Annotated in this window: 33 protein-coding genes; 21 read left to right on the top strand and 12 right to left on the bottom strand. The window is 39.7% G+C overall.

Annotated elements, in window-relative coordinates; genetic code table 11:
* Nucleotides 1–132: 132 nt before the first annotated feature.
* From EZ437_RS16820 to EZ437_RS16845, 6 genes are all read left to right on the top strand, one after another.
* Nucleotides 133–576, top strand: a complete 444-nt coding sequence (locus EZ437_RS16820) for a hypothetical protein (protein ID WP_131597237.1) — start codon at nt 133–135, stop codon at nt 574–576.
* A gap of 436 nt (nt 577–1012) precedes the next feature.
* Nucleotides 1013–1297, top strand: a complete 285-nt coding sequence (locus tag EZ437_RS16825) for a hypothetical protein (RefSeq protein ID WP_205942737.1) — start codon at nt 1013–1015, stop codon at nt 1295–1297.
* Between the two features lie 110 nt (nt 1298–1407).
* Nucleotides 1408–2412, top strand: a complete 1005-nt coding sequence (locus EZ437_RS16830; protein ID WP_131597238.1) for an aldo/keto reductase — start codon at nt 1408–1410, stop codon at nt 2410–2412.
* A gap of 8 nt (nt 2413–2420) precedes the next feature.
* Nucleotides 2421–3308 carry a helix-turn-helix domain-containing protein gene (locus EZ437_RS16835; protein WP_131597239.1) on the top strand — a complete coding sequence of 296 codons (888 nt, stop codon included), beginning with the start codon at nt 2421–2423 and terminating at the stop codon, nt 3306–3308.
* A gap of 211 nt (nt 3309–3519) precedes the next feature.
* A complete protein-coding gene (locus EZ437_RS16840) occupies nt 3520–3834 on the top strand; it encodes a hypothetical protein (protein WP_131597240.1) in 315 nt (104 codons plus the stop codon).
* A gap of 35 nt (nt 3835–3869) precedes the next feature.
* A complete protein-coding gene (locus EZ437_RS16845; protein WP_131597241.1) occupies nt 3870–4463 on the top strand; it encodes a hypothetical protein in 594 nt (197 codons plus the stop codon).
* Between the two features lie 36 nt (nt 4464–4499).
* On the opposite strand, the gene EZ437_RS16850 is transcribed toward EZ437_RS16845, so the two are convergent.
* The 4 genes from EZ437_RS16850 to EZ437_RS16865 form a co-directional block, all read right to left on the bottom strand.
* Nucleotides 4500–5000 (bottom strand): protease, encoded by a 501-nt coding sequence (locus EZ437_RS16850; protein ID WP_131597242.1) that lies wholly within the window; start codon nt 4998–5000, stop codon nt 4500–4502.
* Nucleotides 5001–5111: 111 nt separating this feature from the next.
* A complete protein-coding gene (locus tag EZ437_RS16855; protein ID WP_131597243.1) occupies nt 5112–5306 on the bottom strand; it encodes a hypothetical protein in 195 nt (64 codons plus the stop codon).
* Nucleotides 5307–5326: 20 nt separating this feature from the next.
* Nucleotides 5327–6220 (bottom strand): SDR family oxidoreductase, encoded by an 894-nt coding sequence (locus EZ437_RS16860; RefSeq protein ID WP_131597244.1) that lies wholly within the window; start codon nt 6218–6220, stop codon nt 5327–5329.
* A 12-nt stretch (nt 6221–6232) separates the two neighbouring features.
* Nucleotides 6233–7390 (bottom strand): zinc-dependent alcohol dehydrogenase, encoded by a 1158-nt coding sequence (locus EZ437_RS16865; RefSeq protein ID WP_131597245.1) that lies wholly within the window; start codon nt 7388–7390, stop codon nt 6233–6235.
* Between the two features lie 169 nt (nt 7391–7559).
* Here EZ437_RS16865 and EZ437_RS16870 point away from each other — a divergent pair, with 169 nt between their 5' ends.
* The 3 genes from EZ437_RS16870 to EZ437_RS16880 all read left to right on the top strand — a co-directional run bounded on the left by EZ437_RS16870 (nt 7560) and on the right by EZ437_RS16880 (nt 8837).
* Entirely contained in the window at nt 7560–7928 is a 369-nt protein-coding gene (locus EZ437_RS16870; protein ID WP_131597246.1) for a SpoIIAA family protein, read from the top strand.
* Between the two features lie 5 nt (nt 7929–7933).
* Entirely contained in the window at nt 7934–8374 is a 441-nt protein-coding gene (locus tag EZ437_RS16875; RefSeq protein WP_131597247.1) for a hypothetical protein, read from the top strand.
* 190 nt (nt 8375–8564) lie between these two features.
* On the top strand, nt 8565–8837 hold the full coding sequence (locus EZ437_RS16880; RefSeq protein WP_131597248.1) for a SemiSWEET family sugar transporter: 273 nt from the start codon (nt 8565–8567) through the stop codon (nt 8835–8837).
* 107 nt (nt 8838–8944) lie between these two features.
* On the opposite strand, the gene EZ437_RS16885 is transcribed toward EZ437_RS16880, so the two are convergent.
* Nucleotides 8945–9592: a hypothetical protein gene (locus tag EZ437_RS16885; RefSeq protein ID WP_131597249.1), complete on the bottom strand. Its 648-nt coding sequence runs from the start codon at nt 9590–9592 to the stop codon at nt 8945–8947.
* Between the two features lie 273 nt (nt 9593–9865).
* On the opposite strand from EZ437_RS16885, the gene EZ437_RS16890 reads away from it, so the two are divergent.
* The 6 genes from EZ437_RS16890 to EZ437_RS16915 all read left to right on the top strand — a co-directional run bounded on the left by EZ437_RS16890 (nt 9866) and on the right by EZ437_RS16915 (nt 13677).
* Entirely contained in the window at nt 9866–10321 is a 456-nt protein-coding gene (locus EZ437_RS16890) for a helix-turn-helix domain-containing protein (RefSeq protein ID WP_225869607.1), read from the top strand.
* Between the two features lie 117 nt (nt 10322–10438).
* Nucleotides 10439–10792 (top strand): hypothetical protein, encoded by a 354-nt coding sequence (locus EZ437_RS16895; RefSeq protein ID WP_131597251.1) that lies wholly within the window; start codon nt 10439–10441, stop codon nt 10790–10792.
* A gap of 48 nt (nt 10793–10840) precedes the next feature.
* Entirely contained in the window at nt 10841–11449 is a 609-nt protein-coding gene (locus EZ437_RS16900) for a dihydrofolate reductase family protein (RefSeq protein ID WP_131597252.1), read from the top strand.
* A 122-nt stretch (nt 11450–11571) separates the two neighbouring features.
* Nucleotides 11572–12084 (top strand): ExbD/TolR family protein, encoded by a 513-nt coding sequence (locus EZ437_RS16905; RefSeq protein ID WP_131597253.1) that lies wholly within the window; start codon nt 11572–11574, stop codon nt 12082–12084.
* 315 nt (nt 12085–12399) lie between these two features.
* A complete protein-coding gene (locus EZ437_RS16910) occupies nt 12400–13014 on the top strand; it encodes a hypothetical protein (protein ID WP_131597254.1) in 615 nt (204 codons plus the stop codon).
* Between the two features lie 21 nt (nt 13015–13035).
* The gene (locus EZ437_RS16915; RefSeq protein WP_131597255.1) at nt 13036–13677 is read left to right on the top strand and encodes an alpha/beta fold hydrolase; all 642 of its coding nucleotides are present in this window, start codon (nt 13036–13038) and stop codon (nt 13675–13677) included.
* A gap of 14 nt (nt 13678–13691) precedes the next feature.
* On the opposite strand, the gene EZ437_RS21655 is transcribed toward EZ437_RS16915, so the two are convergent.
* Nucleotides 13692–13835 carry a hypothetical protein gene (locus tag EZ437_RS21655; RefSeq protein ID WP_165500448.1) on the bottom strand — a complete coding sequence of 48 codons (144 nt, stop codon included), beginning with the start codon at nt 13833–13835 and terminating at the stop codon, nt 13692–13694.
* Between the two features lie 521 nt (nt 13836–14356).
* On the opposite strand from EZ437_RS21655, the gene EZ437_RS16920 reads away from it, so the two are divergent.
* Together EZ437_RS16920 and EZ437_RS21660 are read left to right on the top strand one after the other, a co-directional pair.
* Nucleotides 14357–14878, top strand: coding sequence for a tetratricopeptide repeat protein (locus tag EZ437_RS16920; protein WP_131597256.1), 522 nt, complete (start codon nt 14357–14359; stop codon nt 14876–14878).
* Nucleotides 14879–15318: 440 nt separating this feature from the next.
* Nucleotides 15319–15861, top strand: a complete 543-nt coding sequence (locus tag EZ437_RS21660) for a hypothetical protein (RefSeq protein WP_165500449.1) — start codon at nt 15319–15321, stop codon at nt 15859–15861.
* 5 nt (nt 15862–15866) lie between these two features.
* Here the strand turns inward: EZ437_RS21660 and EZ437_RS21665 are convergent, their stop codons facing one another.
* Nucleotides 15867–16028: a hypothetical protein gene (locus EZ437_RS21665; RefSeq protein WP_165500450.1), complete on the bottom strand. Its 162-nt coding sequence runs from the start codon at nt 16026–16028 to the stop codon at nt 15867–15869.
* A gap of 118 nt (nt 16029–16146) precedes the next feature.
* Here EZ437_RS21665 and EZ437_RS16935 point away from each other — a divergent pair, with 118 nt between their 5' ends.
* On the top strand, nt 16147–17091 hold the full coding sequence (locus tag EZ437_RS16935) for a hypothetical protein (protein WP_131597258.1): 945 nt from the start codon (nt 16147–16149) through the stop codon (nt 17089–17091).
* A 345-nt stretch (nt 17092–17436) separates the two neighbouring features.
* Here the strand turns inward: EZ437_RS16935 and EZ437_RS16940 are convergent, their stop codons facing one another.
* Both EZ437_RS16940 and EZ437_RS16945 read right to left on the bottom strand, forming a co-directional pair.
* Nucleotides 17437–17730, bottom strand: coding sequence for a hypothetical protein (locus tag EZ437_RS16940; protein WP_131597259.1), 294 nt, complete (start codon nt 17728–17730; stop codon nt 17437–17439).
* Between the two features lie 338 nt (nt 17731–18068).
* Nucleotides 18069–18683 (bottom strand): hypothetical protein, encoded by a 615-nt coding sequence (locus tag EZ437_RS16945; RefSeq protein WP_131597260.1) that lies wholly within the window; start codon nt 18681–18683, stop codon nt 18069–18071.
* 199 nt (nt 18684–18882) lie between these two features.
* Between EZ437_RS16945 and EZ437_RS16950 the strand changes: the two genes are divergently transcribed.
* Nucleotides 18883–19266, top strand: a complete 384-nt coding sequence (locus EZ437_RS16950; RefSeq protein ID WP_131597261.1) for a hypothetical protein — start codon at nt 18883–18885, stop codon at nt 19264–19266.
* Between the two features lie 407 nt (nt 19267–19673).
* Here EZ437_RS16950 and EZ437_RS16960 read toward each other — a convergent pair whose 3' ends face one another.
* Genes EZ437_RS16960 through EZ437_RS16970 form a run of 3 tightly spaced genes read right to left on the bottom strand, consistent with a single transcriptional unit; the run spans nt 19674 to nt 23272 of the window.
* Complete coding sequence (locus tag EZ437_RS16960) at nt 19674–21092, bottom strand: esterase/lipase family protein (RefSeq protein ID WP_131597263.1); 1419 nt, start codon at nt 21090–21092, stop codon at nt 19674–19676.
* A gap of 54 nt (nt 21093–21146) precedes the next feature.
* Nucleotides 21147–22649, bottom strand: coding sequence for a hypothetical protein (locus tag EZ437_RS16965; RefSeq protein WP_131597264.1), 1503 nt, complete (start codon nt 22647–22649; stop codon nt 21147–21149).
* Nucleotides 22650–22651: 2 nt separating this feature from the next.
* Complete coding sequence (locus tag EZ437_RS16970) at nt 22652–23272, bottom strand: hypothetical protein (protein WP_131597265.1); 621 nt, start codon at nt 23270–23272, stop codon at nt 22652–22654.
* A 451-nt stretch (nt 23273–23723) separates the two neighbouring features.
* Here EZ437_RS16970 and EZ437_RS16975 point away from each other — a divergent pair, with 451 nt between their 5' ends.
* On the top strand, nt 23724–24242 hold the full coding sequence (locus EZ437_RS16975) for a hypothetical protein (protein ID WP_131597266.1): 519 nt from the start codon (nt 23724–23726) through the stop codon (nt 24240–24242).
* Nucleotides 24243–24249: 7 nt separating this feature from the next.
* Nucleotides 24250–26547 (top strand): zinc-dependent metalloprotease, encoded by a 2298-nt coding sequence (locus EZ437_RS16980; protein WP_131597267.1) that lies wholly within the window; start codon nt 24250–24252, stop codon nt 26545–26547.
* Nucleotides 26548–26648 lie beyond the last annotated feature (101 nt).

A 26648-nucleotide genomic window follows, 5' to 3' on the forward strand; every position in this document is an offset into this window, starting at 1 on the left:
TTAGCGAAATTGTTTACCCTAGAGTTTTCCCTCAGAAACGAAAGACAACTGAAGATTGACTAACAGGTATGTATTAAAATCAAGATTATCAACCGGGAAACTTAAGCAGTACTATAAAACCAAATCTAGAACATGATTGAACTGATATATTTTGAGAAAAATAACATACATGAAGCTTACCAGGTAATTCAGTTTCGTGCGGGTGAATCCTGGAGAATTGTCCGTGAAGGTGAATTGCTGGGTAGCCTAATCAAAAAAGATGGGGATTGGCAGATTAGCGGGCAATCCGAATTGGCGCCGCATTTAATTCAACCGATCGGCGGTCTGATTGACGCGCAGGAGTTTAATAGGCTGCCGGGCGACATTAAGTACCACTGGTCAGCCCAGATCCAGGATGTCATCCCTTCAGGGGATGCAGAATATCTGGTCATCACTAAACCAGGTATTGATTTTGACACTTTTTTAAAATTATTCTCAGCATATATTCCCAATCTGCTGAAAGTTGAATGGCCCATATTATTTAGGCTATACAATGCTGACATGAGCGCTGATGCGCAACTGACTGCTCAGCGCTAAAAGGAAGATATTTCCATATCGTTCTATAAAATCTAGCTAGAGCAGTCTCCAACACACAACTTGGTCTGAATCTGAGGTATTTATCATCACCTTTAAAAATGGTTATAAAATTAAATTCAGCAGTCTGTTAATTTGGGGCAATACGCTGTATCACAAGTTCCCTGAAAACCAAATCATTGAGGTTGAAAGATTTTTCCCAACTGTAGATGATTCGCTAATTGGGTAGATTTTCGGCGGGAATTACCGCTGCCGTAAATTTGTTGAATATTGAACAACCGGTAATACTAATACGCTGCAGATATGAAGATCAGTTTGTACACACGGCTACATGAAAAAATAATGCACAGGGCGACTATTCGCCGATGAAAAACGTGTTGGACATCATGCCGATGGAAAGGGACACCATAGAGTTTGCTGCGAACGAACTAGGGGGCGATTGGTTCTTCCACTGGCCAATACGCGCTACCGTTTTTCGACAGAATTTAGATTGGGGCTCAAAGCTGATCACGGCAACGAGGTTGAGGCCTATTTCGGCAGATACATTGGTAAGACGCAATGGTTTATGCCATTCATTGGTTTTGATTATCACTATAATCGTATGGGCAATACGGATAAGGAGTATATGGCCGGCTTAAGATATATCATGACTAAATATTTCTCCCTTTCCACCCACTATGACAGCGATATGGGCTATGGAGGAGGAATAAACCTCACTTATTAAGTCGGTCTAATACGGCTTTCACTTTACAAAAAAAAATCATTCCTTGATTTGCTTACAAACTTCAGGGGTTTGCATACATGCGCGCGATTTGGCTTACCGACCTTTGGATCATGGAAATAAAACAAATAGCATTGGGCAGCCAGGGTTTGGTTGTGCCTTTGATCGGCCTGGGCTGTATGGGCATGACGGGTTTTGAAGAGGCGAATATGTATGGCCCTGCGGATGAGCAGGAGGCCATCGCTACGATCCACCGTTCACTTGAGTTAGGCGGTAATTTTTTAGATACTGCCGATCTGTACGGACCGCTGAAGAATGAGCAGTTGATAGCTAAAGCGATCAGTGGTAAACGTGATCAGTATATTTTGGCGAGCAAGTTTGGGTGGGAGATCGATGATAACAATAAGGTAACCTGGGCCATCAATGGTAGAAAAGATTATGTAAAGAAATCTTTGGAGCGTTCGCTCAAAAATCTCAATACGGATTACATCGATCTGTATTACCTGCACCGCCTGGATAAAAATACGCAGATCGAGGAAACGGTAGAGGCGATGGCTGAGCTGGTTCAAGAAGGTAAAGTGGGTTATATCGGTTTGTCAGAAGTTTCGTCTGAAACGGTTAAGCGGGCAAATGCCGTGCACCCGATCACTGCCTTACAAAGCGAGTACTCTTTGTTCGAGCGGACGGTGGAAGAACGTGGGGTTTTGGCAACCTTAAAGGAATTGGGCATTGGCTTTGTAGCTTACTCACCGCTGGGCCGTGGATTCTTATCTGGGCAGATCAAAAGCATCGATGACCTGCCTGAGGATGATTTCCGCAGGGCAATCCCGCGCTTCCAGGGCGTACAGTTCGACAAGAATATTGAATTGGTGAAAGCTATTGAAGCGATGGCTAAAGTCAAGCAAGTCACTTCTTCGCAGCTGGCTTTGGCCTGGATCATGAGCAAAGGCATCCTACCGATCCCGGGAACGAAACGCCGGAAGTACCTGGAGCAAAACATTGGGGCAACAACTATTGAATTAACTCGGACGGATCTATCACAACTGGAAAGCATCGTGCCTTTAGGTACTGATACCGGTGCGCCTTATGATGAGTTCAGTATGGGCTTAATTGATTAAATTTGTTTATGAACGCCATTAACTCCATATCGGAATTTCACCGTTTGCTGTCCTTAACGGAACCCCGCCACCCGCTGGTGAGCGTGATCAATCTGGCAGAAAGTGTTTTTTTGGAAGACGAGATCTGGAAAGGTTTCGTTAACCGCTTTTATTGCGTGGCGCTCAAACGAGAAGCCAAAGGCAAGATCAGGTACGGACAGCAGCATTATGATTACGATAAAGGAGTATTGAGTTTTACCGCGCCTAATCAGGTACAACAACTGGACCTGCAAAATATGGAATGCGGGTGCGGTTATCTCCTGATCTTTCACCCGGACTTCCTGTTACAGCATGCGCTGGCAAGCAGCATCCATCACTACGGTTTTTTCGATTACGCTGTTAACGAAGCGCTGCACCTGTCGGCAGAAGAAGAAGATGACCTGATCATGATTCTCCATAAAATTGATAAGGAGTGCCAGCATATCGATAGGCATACCCAGGAGATCATTCTGACGCAGATCGAGAGCCTGCTAAAATACTCCAACCGTTTTTATGAGCGACAGTTTTTGACCCGCAAGAATAATAATTCAGCACTGCTGACCCGGTTCGAGCAGTTGATCGACGACTACTTTAGCAGCGACGTACAGGGTTTGCTCACGGTACAATATATTGCTGCGCAGATGAACCTGTCGCCGAACTACCTGAGTGACCTGCTTCGGGTTCATACCGGGCAGAACACACAGCAGCATATTCATGAAAAACTGATCGCGAAGGCCAAAGAAAAACTTTCCACGACCAGTCTTTCGGTCAGCGAGATCGCCTATGCCCTGGGCTTTGAACACGCACAATCCTTTAGCACGCTTTTCAAAAAAAAGACGAATTTATCGCCGCTGGAATTTCGTCAGGCTTTTAACTGATTAAATAGCTACTACTTCTTTTCTAAAACTATCAATGTACATATCATCCAATCCATCTGAAGGCCAGTAGCTGAGAATATGAAAGCAATTGATGGGCACATTTTAATCTGCACGGTTACAACTCTTAGTCAACCAGTTAATTAATGTTAAATCGCAATGGTAAATTTGACGAAGTCATCTTTATTTACTTACTTCAAGAAAACGAACTCCCATGACAAAGAACATTCTGATAGCATTGCTACTAATTGGAACATTTGGCTGTAAAAAAAGTAAGCTTAGCGATGACGACACCAACCGCTACAAGTGGAAAAGAGATTTGTATAGAGCGGTAGTCGAAAAGGAGAAACCTGCTTTATTTATTTCCAGGAATGGGGGGACTGCATCAGATCAACCAGCGATTTTTGTAAGTTCAGGTGTTGTTGTTTTAACCGAGTACCGTAAGGATACACAACAAGATAGCATCTTTAAAGCTAGTGGCAAAATGCTGGTTTATAAGTATGAGAAATTGGAAAGAGTAGAAGAATAAATTTGAAACTGTGAGTCAATTTGTACATTAGCATCATGAAAACCGCTTTTGGTGTCCTGCCAGTTTTATTGTGCTTTCTGATTTCCGGATGTTCACACTATACGATAAACAGCGAAGGCTTTATTCGCCCGCCCTCTGGTTACAAATTTCCTTACCGCAAAAAAGCCGCTCGGCTAACCTCAAATGAGCTGATTGATACTTCGGCGATTTACCTCATGCGTAATAGCAATTACTACAGAGACAGCGAGGAGTACAAAAATCCGGATAGCTATATCAGGTTCTATGCAGACGGCAGGTTTAAGGAAATTGGGATAAAGAATACCGACAGCATCAAGCTTGCTGATGTAAACAATATTCACAGAGGAATTGTCGGGTATTACCATTTGAACGTCAGGGTCATTAAACTTCAATATTATTCAGACCTGAACGGTGGATCACATCAATTGAAATTCGGACGGGTTAGCGAAAACGGGGATCTGGTCTTGCTCCATGAGAATCCACGAACTTATTTTGGTATCGGATATTCAGATGAGGGGATCATAAGAAAGATTGAAAAAGGATTTTTCAATCCTGAAGTTCATAGAAAAGTTAAACTCAAAGGCATGGTCTACACCAGTCCCGACTGGTAAGCGGATAAGCCATTAGTATACCAGTTTATCAACCAGCTATTGGTGCACTGCGAAAGTGACACTATCTTTCGCTGACACTCCGCTTATTTCCTGAGCCACATAACGAACCACGTATCTACCTGCTTTATCGACCCTATAAATTTTACTCAGGTCTACTTTTACACTCAGGCTGTCGCCAGGCTTTACGGTTATATAGCTATCTGCAGGCGGTGGCATAATCCGTTTGGCCATAGCACCCATGTATGGTACTTCAGCACCCAGCTCATCAGTAATGTCCAGGTATTTGCTCATTGGCGGTTCGAACGGTGTGTGCCATTTGCAAAACTGCTGGCTCTCACTCGACCTGTTATATATAGTAAACCGCATTTCCAGGGGATCGCCAAGTTTGAATTCCGGCCTTATAAGCATTTTGGCCCACAATTGAGCGGACGTTGTTGTATCTGCACCGAGGACATTTGAGTCAGTATGTTTTCCGGCCGTGCCGCAAGCTGCAAATAGGAAAATTGCGGCAGCAAGAAATAGAGATCTGTTCTTCATGATAGTTATTTAATAGTCGTAACGTTTCATACAGCATAAACGCTACAGAATTGCAAATTAATAAAAGGCGCGAAAGGAAAAGATTGATAATGATATTAAAAGGATCCATAATCAATCTTCCCTATTGTCAAAATCTTCAGAAGAACTTCCAGTGTGACTCTCATCATCTCCAGGATTTTCCTCCGGTTTGTCAGAAGAACCTGTAAACGCATCATCAGTCAGGGAATCATACCCTTGCGTTCCTGTATTATCTAAACCATCCCTTGGACTTACCGGAGTGGATGGTGTAATTTGCTTCTTAGCCATAGTCGTAATTTTATGTAACTTTAAGGTTGTCCACCGCCACCTGCTGCACCGTAGATCTGACCCGTTGAATAACTCCCTTCATTTGCCGCCAGCTCTACATAGATAGAACATAATTCAGCAGGCTGACCCGGCCTGGCTAAAGGTGTATCCCCACCGAAATTTTTCAGTTTTTCCATTGTTGCCCCACCGCTCACCTGTAAAGCCGTCCATACAGGACCGGGTGCCACTCCGTTTACACGGATCCCTTTTGGCCCCAGTTGCTTTGCCAACGACCTGACATAACTGGTATTTGCCGCTTTGGTCTGTGCATAATCAAAGAGCTCAGCCGAAGGATCAGTTGCCTGTACCGAAGTGGTTGCGATAATCACTGACCCAGGCTTTAAGTGGGGTAAAGCAGCCTTACTAATCCAAAATGGCGCGTAAATGTTTGTTTTCATTGTAGCATCAAAATCCTCAGAACTAATGTCCATAATAGATTCCTTTGTTTGCTGACGGGCAGCATTGTTGACCAGGATATCCAGTCCTCCCAAACCTTTCACGGCTTCCTCTACCAGCCGCTTACAAAACGCTTCTTTCCGCAGATCGCCAGGAATGGCGATCGCCTTACGTCCCTCTTTTTTGATCAGTTCAATCACTTCTTTTGCATCCTGTTCTTCTGCCGGCAAGTAGTTAATGGCTACATCAGCGCCCTCCCTTGCATACGCAATAGCAGCTGCACGCCCGATTCCCGAATCGCCACCAGTAATCAGCGCCTTACGCCCCTTCAAACGCCCTGAACCTTTGTAACTGGTTTCCCCGTGATCGGGCTTTGGATCCATTTTTCCAGCTAAGCCCGGCCAGGGTTGTTTTTGTTCCTTAAACGGTGGTTTCGGATACTTCGTGGTCGGATCCTCAAGTATGTTATCCTTTTTCATAGTTTTCATCATTTAGGGTTTTAAAACAACTTTCACACAATCATCCGCTTTTTCGTCAAAAAGCTTATATCCCTGCGCCACCTCGCTCAAAGGAAGGCTATGTGTGATGATGTCGTCCAGCACCACCTTTTCTTCCTTTACCAGCGAAATCAAATGATCGATATAATTCAATACCGGAGCCTGTCCCTGTTTAATGGTGATTCCTTTATCAAACATTCTAAACAGTGGAAAATTATCATAAGGGCTACCATAAACGCCCAGGATTGATACCGTTCCGCTACGACGGACCGCTTCAAAACACATTTCGAGTACCTTTATGCTCCCTTTTTCAAAATTAATCGTTGCTTTTACTTTATCCATAAAACTGCGTTCGGGCTCAAATCCCACCGCATCTATGCAAACATCCGCACCTCTTCCCTGGGTCATTTCACGAATTGCTTCCACTACATCGACTTTATGAGGGTTAAGTATATCTACTTTGTTCACCGCTTTTGCCTTTTCCAGGCGATAATCTAATGGATCAATGGCAATCACACGGCTCGCTCCATTTAACCAGGCAGCTTTTTGTGCCATTAGTCCGACAGGGCCAGATCCAAAAATTGCTACGACTTCTCCGCCTTTAAGTTGTGCCCAGTCTACACCAGACCATCCCGTAGGGAAAATATCCGTTAAAAAAAGTGCCTGCTCATCGGTCAGGTTATCCGGAATGATCCTCGGACTCACATCTCCATAAGGCACACGCACATACTCTGCCTGTCCACCAGAATACCCACCATACAGATCAGTATAGCCAAATAACCCCGCTCCCTTTTGATCCATCATATCTCCATTAGGGCCATAATGTTTATAGTTGGAGTTCTCACAACTCGGCGAAGCGCCATGGTTACAGAAAAAACAAGATCCGCAGGCTATTGGAAAAGGAACAATCACGCGGTCTCCTTTTTTCAGGTTTTTGATCTCCGCACCCACTTCTTCAACGATTCCCATAAACTCATGACCCATCACCATATCTGTAGTCTGCGGAACCGCTCCACTTAAAATGTGTAGGTCAGAACCGCATATCGCTGTGCTGGTTACTTTTAAAATGATATCGGTGGCCAACTCGATCCTTGGATCGGCGACTGTGGTATAACTGATGTCTCCGGGTTTGTGAAATACTGCTGCTTTCATAATAGATGTTTTAGTTAGCATAAATTCAACACCTTGTTAAACAGAATGTTTCATAAAAATTATTTTAACATTTATTAAACAAAAAGTCAAACCCCGCTGTTCTTGTCCCCATAATGAATTAAAACCATTTCACCCAAGACCTGTTCTTAAATAAAAATATCCAGAAATTATGCTGACAGTTATTCAAAACCTACCCGATCATATCTTCGGAGTCCGCGCAAGCGGAGAGGTCACCAAAGATGACCTTAAAAATGTGTTACTGCCCGGACTAGAATCCCTAAGCGAACGCTACAAAGAAATTTATTATCTGCTGGTACTGGAAACCGATGTCCAGAATTTCACCGCTGGAGCCTGGATACAAGACCTGGTTGCCGGAATCAAACATTTCACAGACTGGAAAAAAATGGCCATCGTAACCGATCAGAAAGCAGTCGAAAAATTCACAGATATTTTCAGTTATGTCAGTCCCGGAGAAGCAAAAGGATTCGAGTTAAATGACCTTCAAGCTGCCATAGACTGGCTAAGCATTAAATCCTGAACACCATGAGCAAAATTAAAAACCTGGTTGCCGGACTAGCCGGCGCCATCGCCTTAAACGTACTGCACGAAAGTTTAAAGAAAAAAAGCCCTGATATGCCCAGAGTAGACCTGCTCGGTGAAGACGCCCTGCAGAAAGCACTTCATTACTTTGGTGCAGACATTCAAAGCAAAGAAAATCTTTACCAGGCCACCCTTGCAGGAGATATCATCGGCAATACCCTCTACTATAGCCTGATCGGCGCAGGAAATCCAAAATACTTATGGCCAAAAGTCGCCATGATGGGACTAAGTGCGGGCATTGGCGCAGTTACTTTACCAGAGCCCATGGGTTTAGATCCAGAACCAGTCGCTAAAAACAATCAGGTCAAAACCCTCACCATCGGATATTACTTGTTGGGAGCAGTTGTTACAGGACTAGCCTTGACTTTGATGAAAAAAACCTAGCGTCAATTACACTAAAACTTTACCGGAGTTATATTTAAGAAGACCGCGAGCAAGGAAGTCACATCTGCAAATAACGAAAATTTAACTCATGAAAAACTAAAATTATGGCAACTACAACAACAACCGAGCAAAGACCGCCACAAAATCTAAAACAGAAGCCAAGCAATGATAACCAAATTAGCGCATACCTATGGATTCCATTCAAATACTGGGCCTTGTAGCGGGCATCTGTACCTCATCCTCAGTGATACCACAACTGGTTAAAACCATACAGGAGAAAAAGGCCTCCGATGTGTCATGGATCATGTTCATCGTATTGATCATTGGAAACTCCATGTGGGTCTATTACGGCAGTTCCAAATCCGATATTCCCATCATTTCTACCAACATATTTTCCTTAATGCTCAATACAGCCATGCTGCTGTTCAAATGGAAATACCGAAAAAATACAGCGAAAACCTAAGCAGTCAGGGCGGCTTATCGTCCGGGAAATGACCTTGGAAGTTGTAAAAAGCATTGTATTCCTGACCCTCTACATCATCAGTTAAGGATATATATTATCGATTTACATTAAGCAGACTGGCAAGGGTTATCATGATTCAACAGCCCTTTAACTAAAGCCTTCCACTGCGGATAGGAGAGCCCAACCTTAGCACCCCAGCCCACAAAAGTATTGCGGACGTTATCCAGCGTATTTTCGGTATCCGTATTAGGCACTTCGTTACGACCATGTTCTTCCGCATAGATGGCATTGCCAACGCGCTTCACTTGAAAAGTAGAAGTTGCCTCCGCAGTTAAAAAATGAGCGGTTTCATCACTACTGGTCAAAGGATTTGCGGATGGTCTGACGGTCATGCTCAATACCTCCGCATCATCCAGTACCTGCGCTTTAATCTCTTCAATAGTTACCCAATCATAGCCGCCACCGGTTTGGGTACCAGGCCCGGGAATATCAATCTTGATATGGTCCCCGCTTGCAGCCTTTCGCTGTACCAGATTTCCTTCCCCATCTGTAAGAAAAAAGTCTGACATCGCTCCGCCTGCAATTTCCGTCCAGCGGTTTACATCCAGCAAGCGTTCTTTTACCGTTTTAAAAAAGTGAACTGCTTCTGCCTCAGAAGCCAGCTGGATCTTTTCAACCGCATTCATTTCTGATCCGCTGTATTGAGGCGGCACATGCGCCGCTCCAGGCTCGTTGTATTCGTTATTTGTTTCCATGTCTTTATAGGTTAAGTTTATCGTTAATCAGGTAATGTTACTTACATGGGTCAAAGCCCATGGTTCCCAGAAGCTCATTGATCGAAAAATAAGGACCGCAAACAAACTTATCAGCAGCACCTTAATATATAGTCTCCAGCCACAACATGTCCATTGGTGAAAACGACATAACCGAATAACCACCAGCGCAAGAAAAAAGTTTCATCTGGTTGATAAATAATGGCAGTAAACAAATAAACAAAAACGCTGTTATCTCCTAAATAAAAAATGAACATGATCATAAATTTAGATAAACTGACCCAACAACTCTCTTCGGAGCAAATCAGCGAACTTGACAAGGCTGCCGAAAGACACCAACGAGAGTCCAGCATCATCTTCACCATTAAATATGCAGACGAACATGTCACCGAGATTGAGTGCCGGCAGGAAGAAAACAAATCCGGCAATTACGCAACTGAAGCCACATTGGTCAAAAGAACACAGGAACTTTTCAGCAAGTTTCTGCTCCAATCGCAACTGGTTATCCTTCCTGTTACTTTTCGCCCCTCACCTGCCAGCGCCGTTACTCCCGCCTGGCTGGAGCAAAAAATGAATGAAAAAGGAATCAGGATCAAACAGATCGCTTTTGATACCGGCATAGACCGGGAGAGCATCTCAGACTGGGTGACCGGAAAACGGAATATGAGCCCCATCGTGAAAGCTATGTTCTATTACTATTTCTCTAAATAATCAACAATCACTTTAAAGCATAAAGTAATAATCAATGAAACCCTGGTATTCCTCAACGCTTACTTTTGGCACAATTGATGCATGTTCGCCAGGGGATAATTTCACATTTATTAGCTTATGAACGGACAGATCGATTTTCACTGCCACGAATTTTTGGACAACACCAACCTGGCCATCCTGGAGATTTCTTTACAGGAGAATGATGGCAATGAACGCCGCTATGAATGGTTGCTCATAGGCAAGGAAAATCTTTGCATCGAAAGAATGCTGCTGAAAACCAGGGACAGCTCGTCATCAGTCCAGGAGCGCTTTTTTGACCTGGGATTTCTCAAATACGACAGCCAGTCCGGGGTCTTTATTGAAGCAGCTGCAAAAGACCTCCATCACCTGGAGCACAAAGGATGCGACGATATCCCGCAGGAATATTTGTCTGCCGTTACCGGCTACCTGACTGAAAGCCTGGTCATGTAAGCGCGTAGAAAAAGGTCACATATTCGTACATTTATAAAAACATCAAAGATGAGAAAGATCACAGTTTGTACCTTCATGACCATGGACGGAGTAATTCAGTCACCTGGTTCACCGGAAGAAGACACTAAGAACAATTTTCAATGGGGAGGCTGGTCAGCACGCTATTGGGATAAGCTGATGAATGAAGCGATGGCCAAAACCACCGCGCAACCCTATGACTTGCTCCTGGGCAGGCGCACCTATGATATCTTTGCAGCATTCTGGCCAAACCAGGAACCCAATCCTACCACGGATACGTTCAATATGGTACAAAAATTTGTGGTCTCCAACTCGGCCTTGAACCTGAGTTGGGTAAATTCAACGCTCATCACCGGCGAGGTCGTTGCTGCATTAAAAGCGTTAAAAAGCACCGAAGGGCCTGATTTATTGGTTTATGGCAGCAGCAACTTCGTTCAGACCCTATTGAAGCACCACCTCATTGATGTTATGCAGAACTGGATCTTCCCGGTTACGCTCGGCACTGGTCAACGGCTTTTTGATGACGGAACGCAACCCCTGAATTGGAAATTGCTCAATACCGAAGTATCTACAACCGGGGTAATTATAGCTAGCTATGCTCCAGGCGGAGAAGTTAAGACGGGACAAATGAGCCTTTAGGTTAACTGTCCGCTACCGTACGCATGCCGTTCGCTCCCTGCAAATCTGAAACCAGATTTCAGGTAGTAAAATTATGGAAAAACAACTTTTTCAGCATCGTCATTTAAACTAAACTAAAAGACATGGCCGAATTAAGTATTTCCCGAAACAGAAAAGCAGCTCCTAAAGTAGATTTGACTGCTATGGTTGACCTGGCATTTTTGCTGATCACTTTTTTCATGCTCACTACTTCCCTATCCAAACCAATCGCTATGGATGTGGCTAAACCAGATGAAGGCGATACAACTGTATGGAACGTGCTCCCTGCATCACGAACCATGACTATCTTATTGGCAAAAGACAACAAAGTCGCCTGGTATATGGGCGAAAATGGCAAAAACACACCCAAAATCGAAGATTTTAAAGGGATAAGAAAATCACTTTTTGCTAACTCCCGGGCTGTAGCTACAGCCAATAGCAATGATCCTAGAAAATCTATCGTGGTGATCATTAAGCCGACATCGGGAGCAAGCTATAAAAACTTTGTTGACATGATGGATGAGTTGAATGTTGCCAAAATCAGCACAGCACCTGCTATAGACGATGATCATATTACCGCAGAGGAACAGGCCTTTTTAAAGCAGCATAATTTATGACCCTACTCTTTGCATCTCTTTTCATGATCAGCATTGGAAAATTTGACCTTCTATGCAACCAATATGGCATTCAAAATTCCTGAACAAGGGGAAAATATACTGCTTGAAAACCCCTTCTCATTTTATGGATTGCAATGTTCAAAATACCACTTTTAAAAACACCTCTATCCCACCAGTTGAAGTCAAAAACTTCCCTATCGACTCGTAGGTTAAATATCGATCAAAGTCACGTTGATTTTAAAAAGACTCGCTACCCGACCACTATGGAAAATGTGGTATGGCTAAACCCAGAAACTCTTTAACAAAACCTTATATTTGAAAAAAATCAACATGAACATCAACCGTACGCTTACACTCCTATTCTTTGTTCTTACAAGCCTCACCAGTCTTGCTCAGGAATACAAAACGAACATCAAACAACGTTTTACTGAATTTAACCAGTATATGGTGAAAGGTGAGTTCAACAAATCAATGGACTATATCCCGGAAGCCATATTTACTATTGTGCCGAGAGCGGAAATGGTCAAAATGTTTGAGCAGTTACTTAAAAACAAGGACATGGAGGTAAAGTTTATCGGTTTTGATATTAAAGAAATCGCTGACGTAAGGAAAATTGATACATGCTACTATGCGAAAATCAAATATATTTCCGCAATGACGTTAAAGATGAAAATCAGCGATACGGAAACTGCGGATGAAAAATCAACACGGCTTTCTATGACGAAGGAAGCATTTGCCAATACATTTGGCTCTGACAATGTCAAGTTGGATGAACTGACAGAAACATTTACAATCAATCCAATCAAAAATTCCTGGGCTATTTCGAAGGACGGAAAAACTGCATGGAAATTCGTAAACATAGAACCAAAGCAGAGGTTGATAATGGAAAAAGTTCTTCCCAAGGTTCTTATCGAGGAATCCATTAATTAAAGGCCGAGTCTCGCTTAGCACATGTCAAAACGAATATACTTTATTAGTGGCCTTGGGGCAGATAAAAGGGTATTTAAGAACCTGACTTTCCCGGCAGACTATAAGCTAATCTATATGGATTGGATAAAACCGCTACCAAATGAGTCTTTGGAACACTATGCTGACAGGCTTTCTGAAGCCATTGATACTTCTACCCCATTCTATTTAGTTGGCTTGTCATTTGGAGGCATGTTATCTACGGAGATTGCCAGGAAACTACATCCAGTTCATACTTATATCATCTCAAGCATCTCAACTTACACACAACTACCCTGGTATTACCGGTTTGCCGGAACATTAAAACTACACCAAATATTATCTGTAGGCTTAGCTAAACGCACAAGTGCTATAATGTATCGGCTTTTTGGATTAAAGACACAGTCAGAAAAGCAATTGCTCGATCAGATAGTTGCAGATACCGACCCTGTCTTTCTAAAATGGGCGTTGGGTTGTATTCTTGGATGGAGGAATGTAGTGAGACCTGATCATCTTACACACATTCACGGAACATCCGACAAGATATTACCTATTAAATATACGCAACCAGATGTGGCATTGAATGGAGGTGGCCACCTGATGGTTTATACACATGCCAAGGAGATTAGTAAATTGTTGTGTAAATAGAATAAAGATGTAGATTATAGTGATCTTTTTACAGCATTTTCAAGCTCGGCCATAAATTCATCAGCATCTTTCTTGGACCTGATTACCGCAGCTAGACTATCCTGACGATTGGTTGTTGAACGAGTGGGCGCAACATGTCCTTTATGACTGCTGGCCATTTCTTTATACTCATCGATTTTATGTTGAATTCTTTGATAATACAAATATAATTAAAGTATTGTGCAGTAACAAAGCCAATTATTTTAGCCTGAACATATAATAACGATAAAGGTCATGCCTGCTTCTTGTATAGTCAAATGGTTCCGCTCTGGGTCGCTTGATGTAATAGCCATGTTAGTCCTGCTCAATAAATAATATGGATAGTTTCCTTAATCCCATTATTTCTCTATTGGAAGTCACAAATTGTGACTTCCAATTTTTCAATAGTAGTCTTCCGACCATTAAGCAAAATAAAACGGTCACTTATAATTGACTAACTTTTCGTATACTTGTAAAAATTTTTCAGTCATGTTATTCTTCAATCATATCCGCCAAAACCTAAATAGCCCGTCTTGTCGGCTAATGGGCCTGGGTATGAAGTAGTGCCTCCGGCACAATCCTCAGGTTCAGTCCCTATACAATTCATTTTTATTAATCATTTTGCAAGGCAATGGGCCTTGAAAAAACAATATAGATCCTTATGGACATTTTATACACTGCAGAAGAAAAATACTTACAGGCCATAGACGAACTAAATTATGGAGAGTTGCCAAAGGCACTTCATTTATTCAACGAGATTATCAACTCGGATCCAGGCTACGCCAGAGCATATTATCAGTTGGGCTACCTTTATTATTATCAATTTAAAGATTACCAGGCAGCAGGTTATTATTTTAAGAAATGTATAGAACTGGAAGCAGCATTTCCAGAAGTATACGAGCACTACCTTAAGCTGCTGATCACCTTAAAGATGCATAAATCAGTTACTCAGGTTGCCGAAAGCGCACTGGAGGTTCCCGGCGTATGCAAGGCAAATATTTACGAAAGCCTTGGTTTATATGCCGAGGAGCTTCAAAATTTTGATTTAGCGAGAGCACAATACACATTGGCATCAATTGCAACCTCCTGCCAAGCCGATCATACAACCTACGAAGAACACCTCAAACGCGTTACACATAAATTGAGCGTAAACGATCGTGTGCGATATACTTACCAAGGATAATTGTCTTGAACATTCTTTTCATCTGTAGTCGTAATAAATGGCGTAGCCTAACAGCCGAACATCTATTTAAAGAAAGTACGCTCCATAATGTACGATCTGCGGGCACTGCTGCAAGTGCCCGCATTAAAGTTTCTGAAAAACTCATCGAGTGGGCAGATCTTATTTTCGTTATGGAAAAACGTCACCGCGATCAATTAAGAGAACGCTCTCCCATCTTAATATCAAATAAAGATCTCGTGGTATTAAACATCCCGGATGAATATCAATATATGGATGAAGAACTGATCGAGATAATTATTTCGTCGGTAGCACCGTACATTAGTTTTGAGTGATTAAAATGCGTGAAAAGGATGGCCACTCCCGACTCATAATAAGCATACATTAATGAGAATGTCTTAATATTTTGAACCGGTCACAGTTTGTGATCAGTTTCATTTTCCATGAATTTAGTATGGAAATTAATTCCGACTGTTATTCCATTTTACCTCTTTTCTTGGGATGAAAAAGCCTTTGATGCAATTCGGATTCCTGATACAGAGCTGAATATGGTTTTTATCTCTAAATCCAGCTCCAGGATAAAGCTCATCCCCCTCTACGAAAACGCCACGAGCAGAATCGAAATTTTCAAGATTATTACTAATTCTCATAACGTGAAGATTCTCAATTTGCAAACATGCTTCGATTCTTATATGAGTATTTCACCCATTCTAAATATTGTTTATCAAGTAAATCAAGGCAATATTGCAAGTCAATTACTGCACCAAGTACAGCAGGACTTGTATATTTCTTTTTACCTGGTGGATTTGACGCAAAATCCAATGCCCGATCAAAATTGTTCTCCCAAAAATAGAATCCCTTTCCAAGCCAGTCATGAGCATTCTCACTTGGCCTCATTGAGGAGTTTCCTGAAACAATATCATTCCGAACTGATTCTTCACAACCGTGAAAACCAATTACCAAACCTGGCTTTAATGAATACATAACTCCGCTAATCTGGGGAGGTGGTAGCTGATTTAGAATCTTTAGGGATGAGTATATTATATATACCCAGTTGGACTAATAAAGATTTGGCCGCTTCCTTGGAAGAAGCAACTTCTTTGCGCTGTTTAGCCAGCGCATTGAGCATGTCTTTATTTTCTTTTATTTTCATTTCCATGTAACCTCTACGCCTCAACTCATATAGAAAATTTGAATCAATCCTTTGTTTTTATATCTTGTACAAAAACCTTCTGCATTACCAGAGGACCTATAAATCACAAAACATCCAGATGAAAAGATTTTTACCAGTACTATTCATTATTTCAATTTGTCTGTTTGGATGTAAGAAACCCCGCCGGCTGCAAGAAATAGATATAAATTCAATCATTGACAGGATTGAATTAACCTCCAGCAAGACCGAACTAAATGGCAATAATAAGGATGAGGCAATTCTAAAAGTAGTTGTGACTAATGCCTCTGGAAAAATTTTAAATGAGGATTTTAGGATCACGCTAAATGGTGTTCCATTTGAAGGAAATACATTTAAGACAGCTATTCCTGGTGATTATATATTTCAAGCATCGGTTGGAAAATTTATCAGCAACATATTGACGATAAAGGCGAGCGAAAATCTAGATGGTAAACCACATAAACTAGTATTAAATTCTAATAGATCAGTTTTGGAGACTGGTGCTCACATACGGGCGGACAACATTTCAGAGGCGATGTTTTCAATAAAAGTAACTGATATTAACAATGCATTAGTAAATCACGATTATGAGCTTACTTTGGACGGAAAGCCATTTACTGGGAACAGGTTTAAAACAGACAAGCAAGGAGAATACACCTTTCGGGCATCGATAGGTCCTCTGCGAAGTAATCTCTATAAAATTACTGCCGATGATCTGATCGAAAGATATGTTACTATACTTTCTTCAAAGATCAAAGATATCTCCCAAACTGGCTCCTTATTAGTTGAGGTTAAGTGCCAAAACATATCTAACAAAAAGGTGTTAGGTACCGTTTTTAACATTACGATCTACAATACTCATAATGAGATTATAAAAAATCACTACGGTTTTTCATCCACTCCTGCAGAAATTTTTGGCCCAAATGCTCCAAATGAAATTATAACAAAAGAATGGCATTTTGGTAATTTTCCTAATGCCGCCTATATAATAGTAACTCTAAACACAGTCATCCTCGAAGATCGAACCCAAATTAGTGCAGATTAAACATTCAAGTTTCAGAACACAAACCCTTCAATTGATCTTAGTTACCATGAAACGATTGAGTTCTACAGGTACTTGATTTGCAACTACATCATGAATTGTTATAATAGATTTTTTCTTTATCTTTAAGCTATATAAATGAGCTTATGAGCATACTTGCAGAAATCCTCTTCGCAATTTTCCAATTCCTGCCAATTTGGGACAAGTCTGACCGGACTAACTCTAGTAAATTTGCCGCAATCGCCCTATTAACTATTGTATTGGTCGTTATCATCCTAATCTGCAAGTACAATCCTGAATCCCAGCACCAAATTAATAGTGTGTATTCTTCTTCTTCAATCTAATACCTTACTTGAGGGCATTGGCATTATTAACTGCCAAGAAGTCGCGTAGACATTGTTGCCACTTACTCAGGAATTCACTTTCATTTTCCAGTATCATGGGAAAGGTTTTATGAAAATTTAGCAAGCGATTGATAAATTTAGCATCCCCGCTGGCTGCGACCGCAAAAAAAGGCTTTATAAGCCGGAACTGCTCGTCCTTATTACCGCTAACTTGAACCTGCTGAAATCGAGTTTCCAGTTCATCTATCGCCTCTTTGGTAACTTTGAACGAATTGCAAACAACTTTCTTGTTTCCCACGTGTAGCATTGTCCTTTAAAAACCTTCTCATCTCCGCAAAACGCATTGATGATTTGAACGCCCACATTAACGGCAGTTGCACTTCTTAATACTGAGCTTAGCATTAGTATGCCGTGTTCTGAAAATGCCGTGATCAAATATTTATTATGTGTACCTCTTTTCTTTAAGGACGCAATTTGCGACCTTAAAGAATCCTGCTCTGATGTAAGACAACTAGCTTTACCAATTGAACATAATTCTTAAATTAGCCTGATGGATGCAAACCACGTGGCCATGCTAAGGAATGCCATAACTCGCGATACAAAGTTCAGGTAGCTATTTGCAATTGCTACCTGAATTTATTTCTTTCTTAACATTGTAATGGTTGAATCGATTACACCATCTACTTTACTATTAAATTCATTATTATAAAAATAATCGAAGAGTATTTGTATATCTTTATTTGCGATAACCACGCTTTTATGGTTACTATAGTCTTTAATAAAAGGAGTATCACACCTTCTTCTAGAAAACTTCATACCATATGCTGCATTCCAATGCCTTTTGAGCAACTGATTATCCAAATCCTGATGCTCCTTTTTTAGATCCACCCGAAAGTTATAAAGATCTTTGGCATTCTGAATCCAATTCACATTAGTTGACATTGGCTCTCCCTTAGAATTAGCCCATGTGTAATTGAAATCAATCCTTATTCCAACAGCTATTGTACTATCCGAGTTGATTAATACATGTTGAAACGCATATTTCCGACCATTTTTACAATCCCAAATCCCATAATTACAATCTTTCATCATAATTGTTGAAAAGTTTTTAGGCATATTAAACTCCAGTTTATTTGTGTCAAGAATATAAGACCAAATTTTTCGATATTTCTCTTCAGTTGGACGCTCCTGCGATCTGACGTTGCTAAAATATAGTAATATCATGAATATGCTAAAAAGTGCTTTTTTCATCTTGACACAGTTAAAGTGAATTAATATCGATTTTTAAACTCCAATCTATTGCGTATGCATTGGTGTAATACTTCAGACAAAGAACAGTTAGATAATGATTATTCATAGAAGAAGCGTTAATTTGATTGAATACTAATTTACCATTAAAAAGAAACACTGGTGCTACAATTCGTAGATTTAGATTTTATAATTAGCGAACATGTTAGATGATAGGTTTCTAGATAAAAGTAAAATAAATAACTATGAGTGGATTGTTGATTTCATATTAAATGGCGATAAAGTTAATAATCGTTTAGCAATTGAACACATCGGTGATATTCTTTTTTACCTGAATAAAAATGATAAAGAGAGGGATATGCAAGATCCTGAACTGAAACGTGCTGCGTTCACAGTTATCCAAGCCTTATTAGATACTAACGCAGTGGAACTCGATTGGGAGCACGGATGGGCCATGTCAAAATATAATTCGCCGCCTAGAACAGACGAAGAGATTTTTGAAATATTAGACAAGTTCTGGTACAAAGATGATGGTTTTGGCCTTGATAAAAACTATCTATTATTTTTCAAGCGAAAAAAGGGCTAGTATAATATTCATTCGGAACAACAAACCGATATTTATGACAAGTAAAAAAAAATCTTATCAAACTTTTGATCAGAATCATACTCTAACATCGACTGCTTTCGCTCCACATTCTCCAATCTCCAAGACTTCAGCATTGTCTTTCAGAAATTTTCGCATCGCCACAAATGCACGCATTATTTGAACCGACATTACGACAGCCTTATCGCTTTTAAGAACCGATGCCAGCATAGCCAACCCTTGTTCAGAAAACACATTACTCAAGTACTTTGTATGAGACCCTCTTTTATTACTTGCGTTAATAACTTGCGGCTTTAAATCCTTTGCATCGTTTAAGGTCACAATTTGTGACCTTAAAAACTCCTGCTCCTTTGAATTAAATCGTTTATTTTCATTGTTTAAAGTTTTATTTAATTAGAAATTGCCACTGTTCCAACCCTTACATACGAGTTATTTCTATCAACCTGTAGTTCAACCAATGTTGTTGTATTCTCAAAGAAAAAAGTTTGTAAATCCTCTTGTGTATCGGAGTCATAAATCACGACGTTTTCCAGTTTATCAATATCATAGCTGATTCCTTTACATACATTAGGAACAAATACTTTCATGCTAATCACATAACCATTCACTAAGCTGGGATCACCGTTCAATACTGATAGAAATGAATTAAGAGCAAAATGGTCAACCAATAATCTCCGGTAACTTTTATCTATGGAATTTTGGTGTACCTCCTCAGTAATAATTGCATTGATCCTGCTACTGTATTCGTCTTCCAGATATGTCATATGGTCATTTATAATGACTACTCCATCTGTCTTGCTTTTCTTGAAGACATAAAATTCAAGTGAGAAATCATCTACTGACAATCCATAGTCATCCACCACGTGAAATATAAATTGTTGGTATTTATTCTTGTTATTTGTGTTATATGAATTGGAGCTGATCGAGTCAAGGTCGGTCTTCAAAGCCTTAAAAACCTCAACATCATCAGCTAGGCCAGTCAATATTAATCGGCTCAGATTTGAATCAGTAGTGGCTTGTTCTACAATTGTACCATGATCATGATTGGGAAGAATCCCGAATGCAAGGTCACAAACACTTTTTTTGCCCGACCACCTATGCGGAGTGTACGTTTCCGTTCCTACAGGTTTTACAAATTCTAGCGTCAGTTTGACCGCATTCAGGTTAGTTCCGGAAATCACTACTGTGCCATCAGTTCCTGGCTTGTTCACCCATCCTCTCAGACCTTCATAATCCTTCATCCCAACCAATATGGTAACTTTTATTTGCTCACAATTAAAATATGGATTGCTAATTAGCAGATCTTTATGAGCCAGGCTCCACTGAAATGCGCTGGCCAGTTCTAGTCCATCAAGGATTTTCCTTCCAACTTCGAGGAAATCTCCAATCTTCCATCTCCCTTTTACTAAGCTTCCTAGAAAGGATTTTCCACGATGCGCTAGCGGAGAACCAAAATTAGCTGGAGCCAACATTACAATATTTGTTATGGGGCATTTATCTATTCTTCCTCTATGGTAGTAATACTGCCAAATCCAATATCTCACCACCAGTCCTCCCGTCGAATGTACTATTATCTTAAGCTTATAGTCAGAACTACCGTCTTGATTAATGAGATTACCTTTAATCAGCTCATCGTTTAACCCATCTGCTACGTCATTGAAAGACAAACTGTCTTCTCTTGATTGATAATCGGCATAATAAATTGTGTCGATTTGCCCACGCTGCTGGTCAACCAGCCATTGCTTTAAAGCAATAAAAGATTCAGAGCAATCGCTGTATCCATGAATTATAATTATCCTTTCATTCATAATTAAATAGCCAAAAATATCATTACCTATTTACCAATCGCTGTTGAACCATTTCTACAATCGATTAAGCCAAGTATAAAAATCATCGTAGATCATTTTAGGATTGTCCCTGTTGAAACTTTCACAAAGTAGTTCTTGATCAGTTTTAATTTCTTCCATATCAAATATCAACTGATCACGTTTCAACAATAATGCATAAAAGGCTTGCAAACGACCGGTTTCCTGCATATACATTACAAAATACCTCGAAAGAGCATTTTTGTATTGAGTCAAATAATTTTGCAAAAAAACGTCCAATATTGGTCCAAGTTCATTCTTATGTTCAGCATAAAGCTGCCTTAAGTGACCAACTCTTGAAGATCCCCTGATGATGTAGTTAGTAAATCTGAACTTCATGCTGTCTCTCTGCGCAGAAGTAAAAACATAATTCGCATCGGTTACCATTGAGTCAACAGGAAAATTAATAAATTTTTCTTTTAAGATGGGACCTCTCCAATTCCCGATTCCCTTCAATGTATCACCTGAAAATCGAGATTCTTCGTACAATGAGGCCAGACCTTCTTCAAACCAGGGAGGTATAAAACTGAAGGTCGATCTCATTAACAAGTGGACCAATTCATGTTTAAGCGTCCCGATCATATCAGAAGCCGCGATCCATGCAATAATTGTATTGTCTTCAGGGCTTGAATATCCAAGGGGTTCAAATGTAATTTTGCTTTTGTAGTAACGACTTATAAAAGGACGCACAGCATTGTAATCCTTAATCAAGTTTACAATAATATAATCCTGTGGCACACTCATTTTGAACAGGCGTTGATAATAGGCCAATACTTCTTCGAGATTTTTACTGACCGTCTTGAGATTTAGCTCTGTAGATCTATCTGCTATGACTATGAAATTTTCTGATTTAATGTGTGTCGCATTATTTCCAAATCTTTCTAGTCTTTTTTTCACTGCTCCTTCATCGTTCTTTGATACCCTTTCATTTATTCGTGATATTTTAGAATCATTGTCAATACTTTGGACTTCAGCTATCTCACGGTCCTTATTGGCGTAGATTTCAGAAAAAAGACTAACACTCATATCCTTAAATATCCCTTCATTTTCTAAGCTTTCACTAATCAGCATGAATGTTTTGAATTGTCCTCTAATGCCGCCGCGTTGAGCCTGCGCACTTTGCCTAGAATTTGAATTATTAGCTAAAAGGTTGAGTTCAACGTCTCCTGTTTCACAAACTTTATCAAAACCTCTTTTCATTACTTGTTGTTCAACAGGATCCATGGCTCTGTAGTAACTTTCAACGATAGATTTAACTTTCTTACAGGTTTTAACACGGTCGCTGCTTGTTAAACATATACTCGAAAGGATCATGTAATCTAAAGCGGGGATACCCTTTCCATTAAGGGTATTGCGGTAAGCTTTACCGAGCACGATGACTTCTTTATATTTCTTTTCAGACCATTTCGACCTTATTACTTGAAATTTAGATTGCGCAAAAGCATGAGCAGGAGTCATCATGAAAATATAAATGCAAATAAGTTTTGCTAAATTTTTCATACTTATTTTAGACTGTTAATTATAGAATCGACAGCCGCCTTTTTAGCAGAGTCGATATAATAGGCCTGAGTTAACCTTTGATTTTCAATCAAATCATGTTGATTTTGGTCATCTGAACTACTGTGGATATATGTTGGAGCATCAGTTACGTCAATCGTTGATTTACTTGAAATTGAAAAGCAAATTAAAATAACTCCAAGAATAGATAATATTATTCCAGGAGATCCTGAAAGGATTTTCAAAGAAATTTTATCACTCCCAGCACACATATCCGTAGGTGTTTCCGAAAATTTACCCAGTATGAATATAGCACCAATAAATGCAAGTGTAATTCCAGTTAAGAATGACAAATTTAGCGTAAGCATTCTGCTTCTGACAAGCAACTGAGCATGATAATATCGATTGCTTAACGTAAATTTCTCTAGCGCATACAAATCATTCCATTTGGTTATTCGTTCAGGCAATTTTATTTTATCACTTTTTTCTGCAAATGTAGGTGGCTTGGCGAGTGCTTTCTGGATTTCGTTAGTTTCCACAAAGAAAAATAGCATGAATATTATAGCTAGAATGCCAATGCCACTAATAAAAAAAGGTAATAATAATTTTTGCCAAGATGTGTTCATTAAATGAAAATTAAGGTTTAAATGCAAAACATTTCTTAATAATACACTAAAGTTATACTTTTATTTTAGTAATTTATAAAATCTAATTATATTTTTAAGGAGGTTTAGGAGCATACCGAAAAATTTAGTGAGCTAACTATAAAATTATATTCAAATCATTCCCTAAACCAAATCATCGCATTGTTATGTGCAAAGCATTCAAATGATGCAGCTTTAGGAGAAAAAGGCGTATTGCGGATATTACCTTAAATAATCAATTCTGGATCATTCTTTTACATTGCAAATTTAAAAACCTTTATGTTAAGTTATAAAATCATAAATAAATATTTCTTTGTGATAAATAAAACAGTATATTAGTATATTACTTTTATGTTGTTGTGCTAATGCAATGACTTCGTAATGAAATTTTATTAATCTCTCATCGCCCATGTCTTTCTATTATCGTTCGCTTTTGAATATTTATACTAGGATAATATTTTCTATAATATCTTTGCTGATAATAATCTCCTTGGGATGCAGGCGCGAAGATCCATGCCAGTTTGTAGATCCGGAAAGTGCCTACGATTCATTCATAATACTAGAATTTTTCAGCAAGGAAACGGGAAAGCCATTATTAGTCGATACCAGCAAAGTCTACTCACTGGATAACATAAAACTATTTGATGATAAGGAAAACCCATTGACGTATTTTGTGGATGATTACTCAGATGCTTCGTCTAATTATCTCCAATATCATACAATAGCAATCCGGATTCATCGAGGCAATGAAATCATGCCCATGAATCAAGATCTGACAAAGAGGTTCTTTCTTGACTTGGATAAACAGAGGGATACAATTGATTGTTCTTACAAGCGGATTGCAAGCATATGTAATGGCAGTACGCTTGAGTATTTGAAAGTTAACTATAATGGAAAGCCTGCAGCTGAGGAATACAATAGCGTCATAGCTAAAATCAGAATAGAAAAATAAATATATCATGAAATTTTCGCTCGCATCATTAGCAATCGTATTGCTTATACTAACTGGTTATTTAAGAAGAGATAATTCAACCTTTCTGAAATCAAACAAGATGTTCTCCGATACTTTAACTTGCGGAAATTTAGATAGAGATTCATTAGAATTTATAAATCTCCCATACTACGACAACAATGAATACTTAGAGGAGTTCCTTGACAGCATAAATTATCCATCTGACAATGATAACTTACGTTTTGCATACCATCCAACCTTGGTTTGGATCCCTGTAAAATTCCATATCATTAGATATAGTAACGGTGTAGGAGTTATTGATACTAATCGGGTAAGAACACTAATAGATAATTTGAATACAACTTTTCGGGTCAATAATACATACATTCAATTCTATCAATCCTGCGGTGTCGAATATATTGACAACTCCGATTATATGACCTTCTCAAATAGTGAATTTTTGACATTGGCAGCCAATTATTTCCAGCCGGGGAAGATGAATGTTTTTTTAACAAAAGAAACTGAAGGGGTAAGGGGATTTTCAACTAGAATGAACACTTCAGGGGCAGTTACGATAGGTGAAAATGCCGCAGAAAGTTCCGCAGCATCGAGTATTTTTTCACATGAGGTAGGTCATTTCTTAGGTTTAGATCACACTGATCAATATAGTGATCGTAGTCGATGCTTGAAGGAACCCATCGACAGAACTAGAACCTATAACTTAATTTCATTTTGTAAACCATTTGGAAGCAGAGTCATGTGTGAATCTACGGGTGACGGTTTAAAGGATACTCCTGCAGACCCTGGATTAGAGGACAACGAAAGTTGTTCCTACATTTTGGGGAACTACGATTTTTTTGGGGATTCTTACGCTAACCCTCCATCAGGAAGTGAGTCACCATCACCTGCTAACTTGATGTCCACAAACAAATATGCGTATTGCAGAACTGAATTTACAAGGCGACAAGTTGCGGTTATGTTAGTAAACGCAATGTATGGGGGACCAACTCAGTGGAAGGATCCAATTTCCATGTTTGATGATTATGAGCCGGATAACAGATTAGATGACGCAGACACGATACCTTATTGCGGAAGTCAGAGTCGAAATTTTCATGCTCAATATGGACTCAGTCCAGCTCAATCTTGCGATGACGATTGGGTTGAATATGTAGCAACACAGTCCGGAAACGTAGATATTTTTACTAATGGAATAGTTGGTAAGCCATCAGTAAATACAATCTTAAATGTATATAATACGAGTAATACCTTAATCGCAACTAATGACGATAAGTCCGGTACATCGATCTATTCGAAGGTTACTATTAATGCTACTCTCGGTGCCACTTACCTAATTAAAGTAACCAATAAATACCCAACAACCATAGGTTATTACCAGTTAGGAGTTGGAAGTGATTTAAATGGGCCGACAGTTTCTGGCAACGCATACCTTTGTAATATAGAAAATTATTCAATGAGTTCGCTTCCATCTGGCGCATCTGTATCCTGGTCTATTTCACCTTCGTGGGCTGCTTCGCTGACGACTAGTGGCAATGTTGCAACACTTACCAAAACAACACTTCAAGTATTCACTTTAACTGGAGTAATTACATCATCCTGTGGCAGTTCATCCCCTATTAATAAAACGATTACGTCTGCTAATTCCTTAGCGGTAGTCGAAGGCACTTATAATACTCCATCGGGATACGTACCTTTAGTACCAAGTGTAAAATTTAGCTTCCTAGCGAATGATGCATGCATGTCTACTCAAACAAATATGGTTGTGCCCTTTGGGTCAACGATTACTTGGAGCGGCCCAGCTAATACCTGGGATCTTAATTGGGTTCAGTCAATTAATGATGTTACCATATATTTCACAGCTCTTAATCAAGAAATTTCCTTATCGGCAACCATTACAGGGCCTTGTGGATCTAAAGGAACTAATTTTAGATTTAAATGCACCACTACCAGTCATTGTGGGATTACACCTTTGAGAATGGCAATGAGTTCCGGTGAGGATAAGGCTGTAGTTATTTATCCTAATCCAGCATCGAACGAATTAATAGTTCACTTTCCAGAAAGTCTTGATCAGCGAACGGATATGGAGACCTTAAGTAGAAAAATGGCACTTTCCAAATTTGACTATAAACTATTTAACAATAATGGCAAACTGATAAAATCAGAAAATAACATTTCAACTTCTAAAAAATTGTCAATAAATGTTGGGGACATACCGAATGGGCAATACTTTATGCACGTTATTCAAGGAAAGAATGTATTAAAAAAGCAGATAATTGTAAATCATTAAGAAGATCTCAAAAAAAACAAAAAACAACCTCAAACTGTTTTGGCCATTTTTGGCTTTTTTTAATTCTGTCTTCAAACTGTATATACGGATAAATTGATCAT

Origin of the sequence: Pedobacter psychroterrae, assembly GCF_004331695.1 — a bacterium.
Lineage (GTDB): Bacteria > Bacteroidota > Bacteroidia > Sphingobacteriales > Sphingobacteriaceae > Pedobacter > Pedobacter psychroterrae.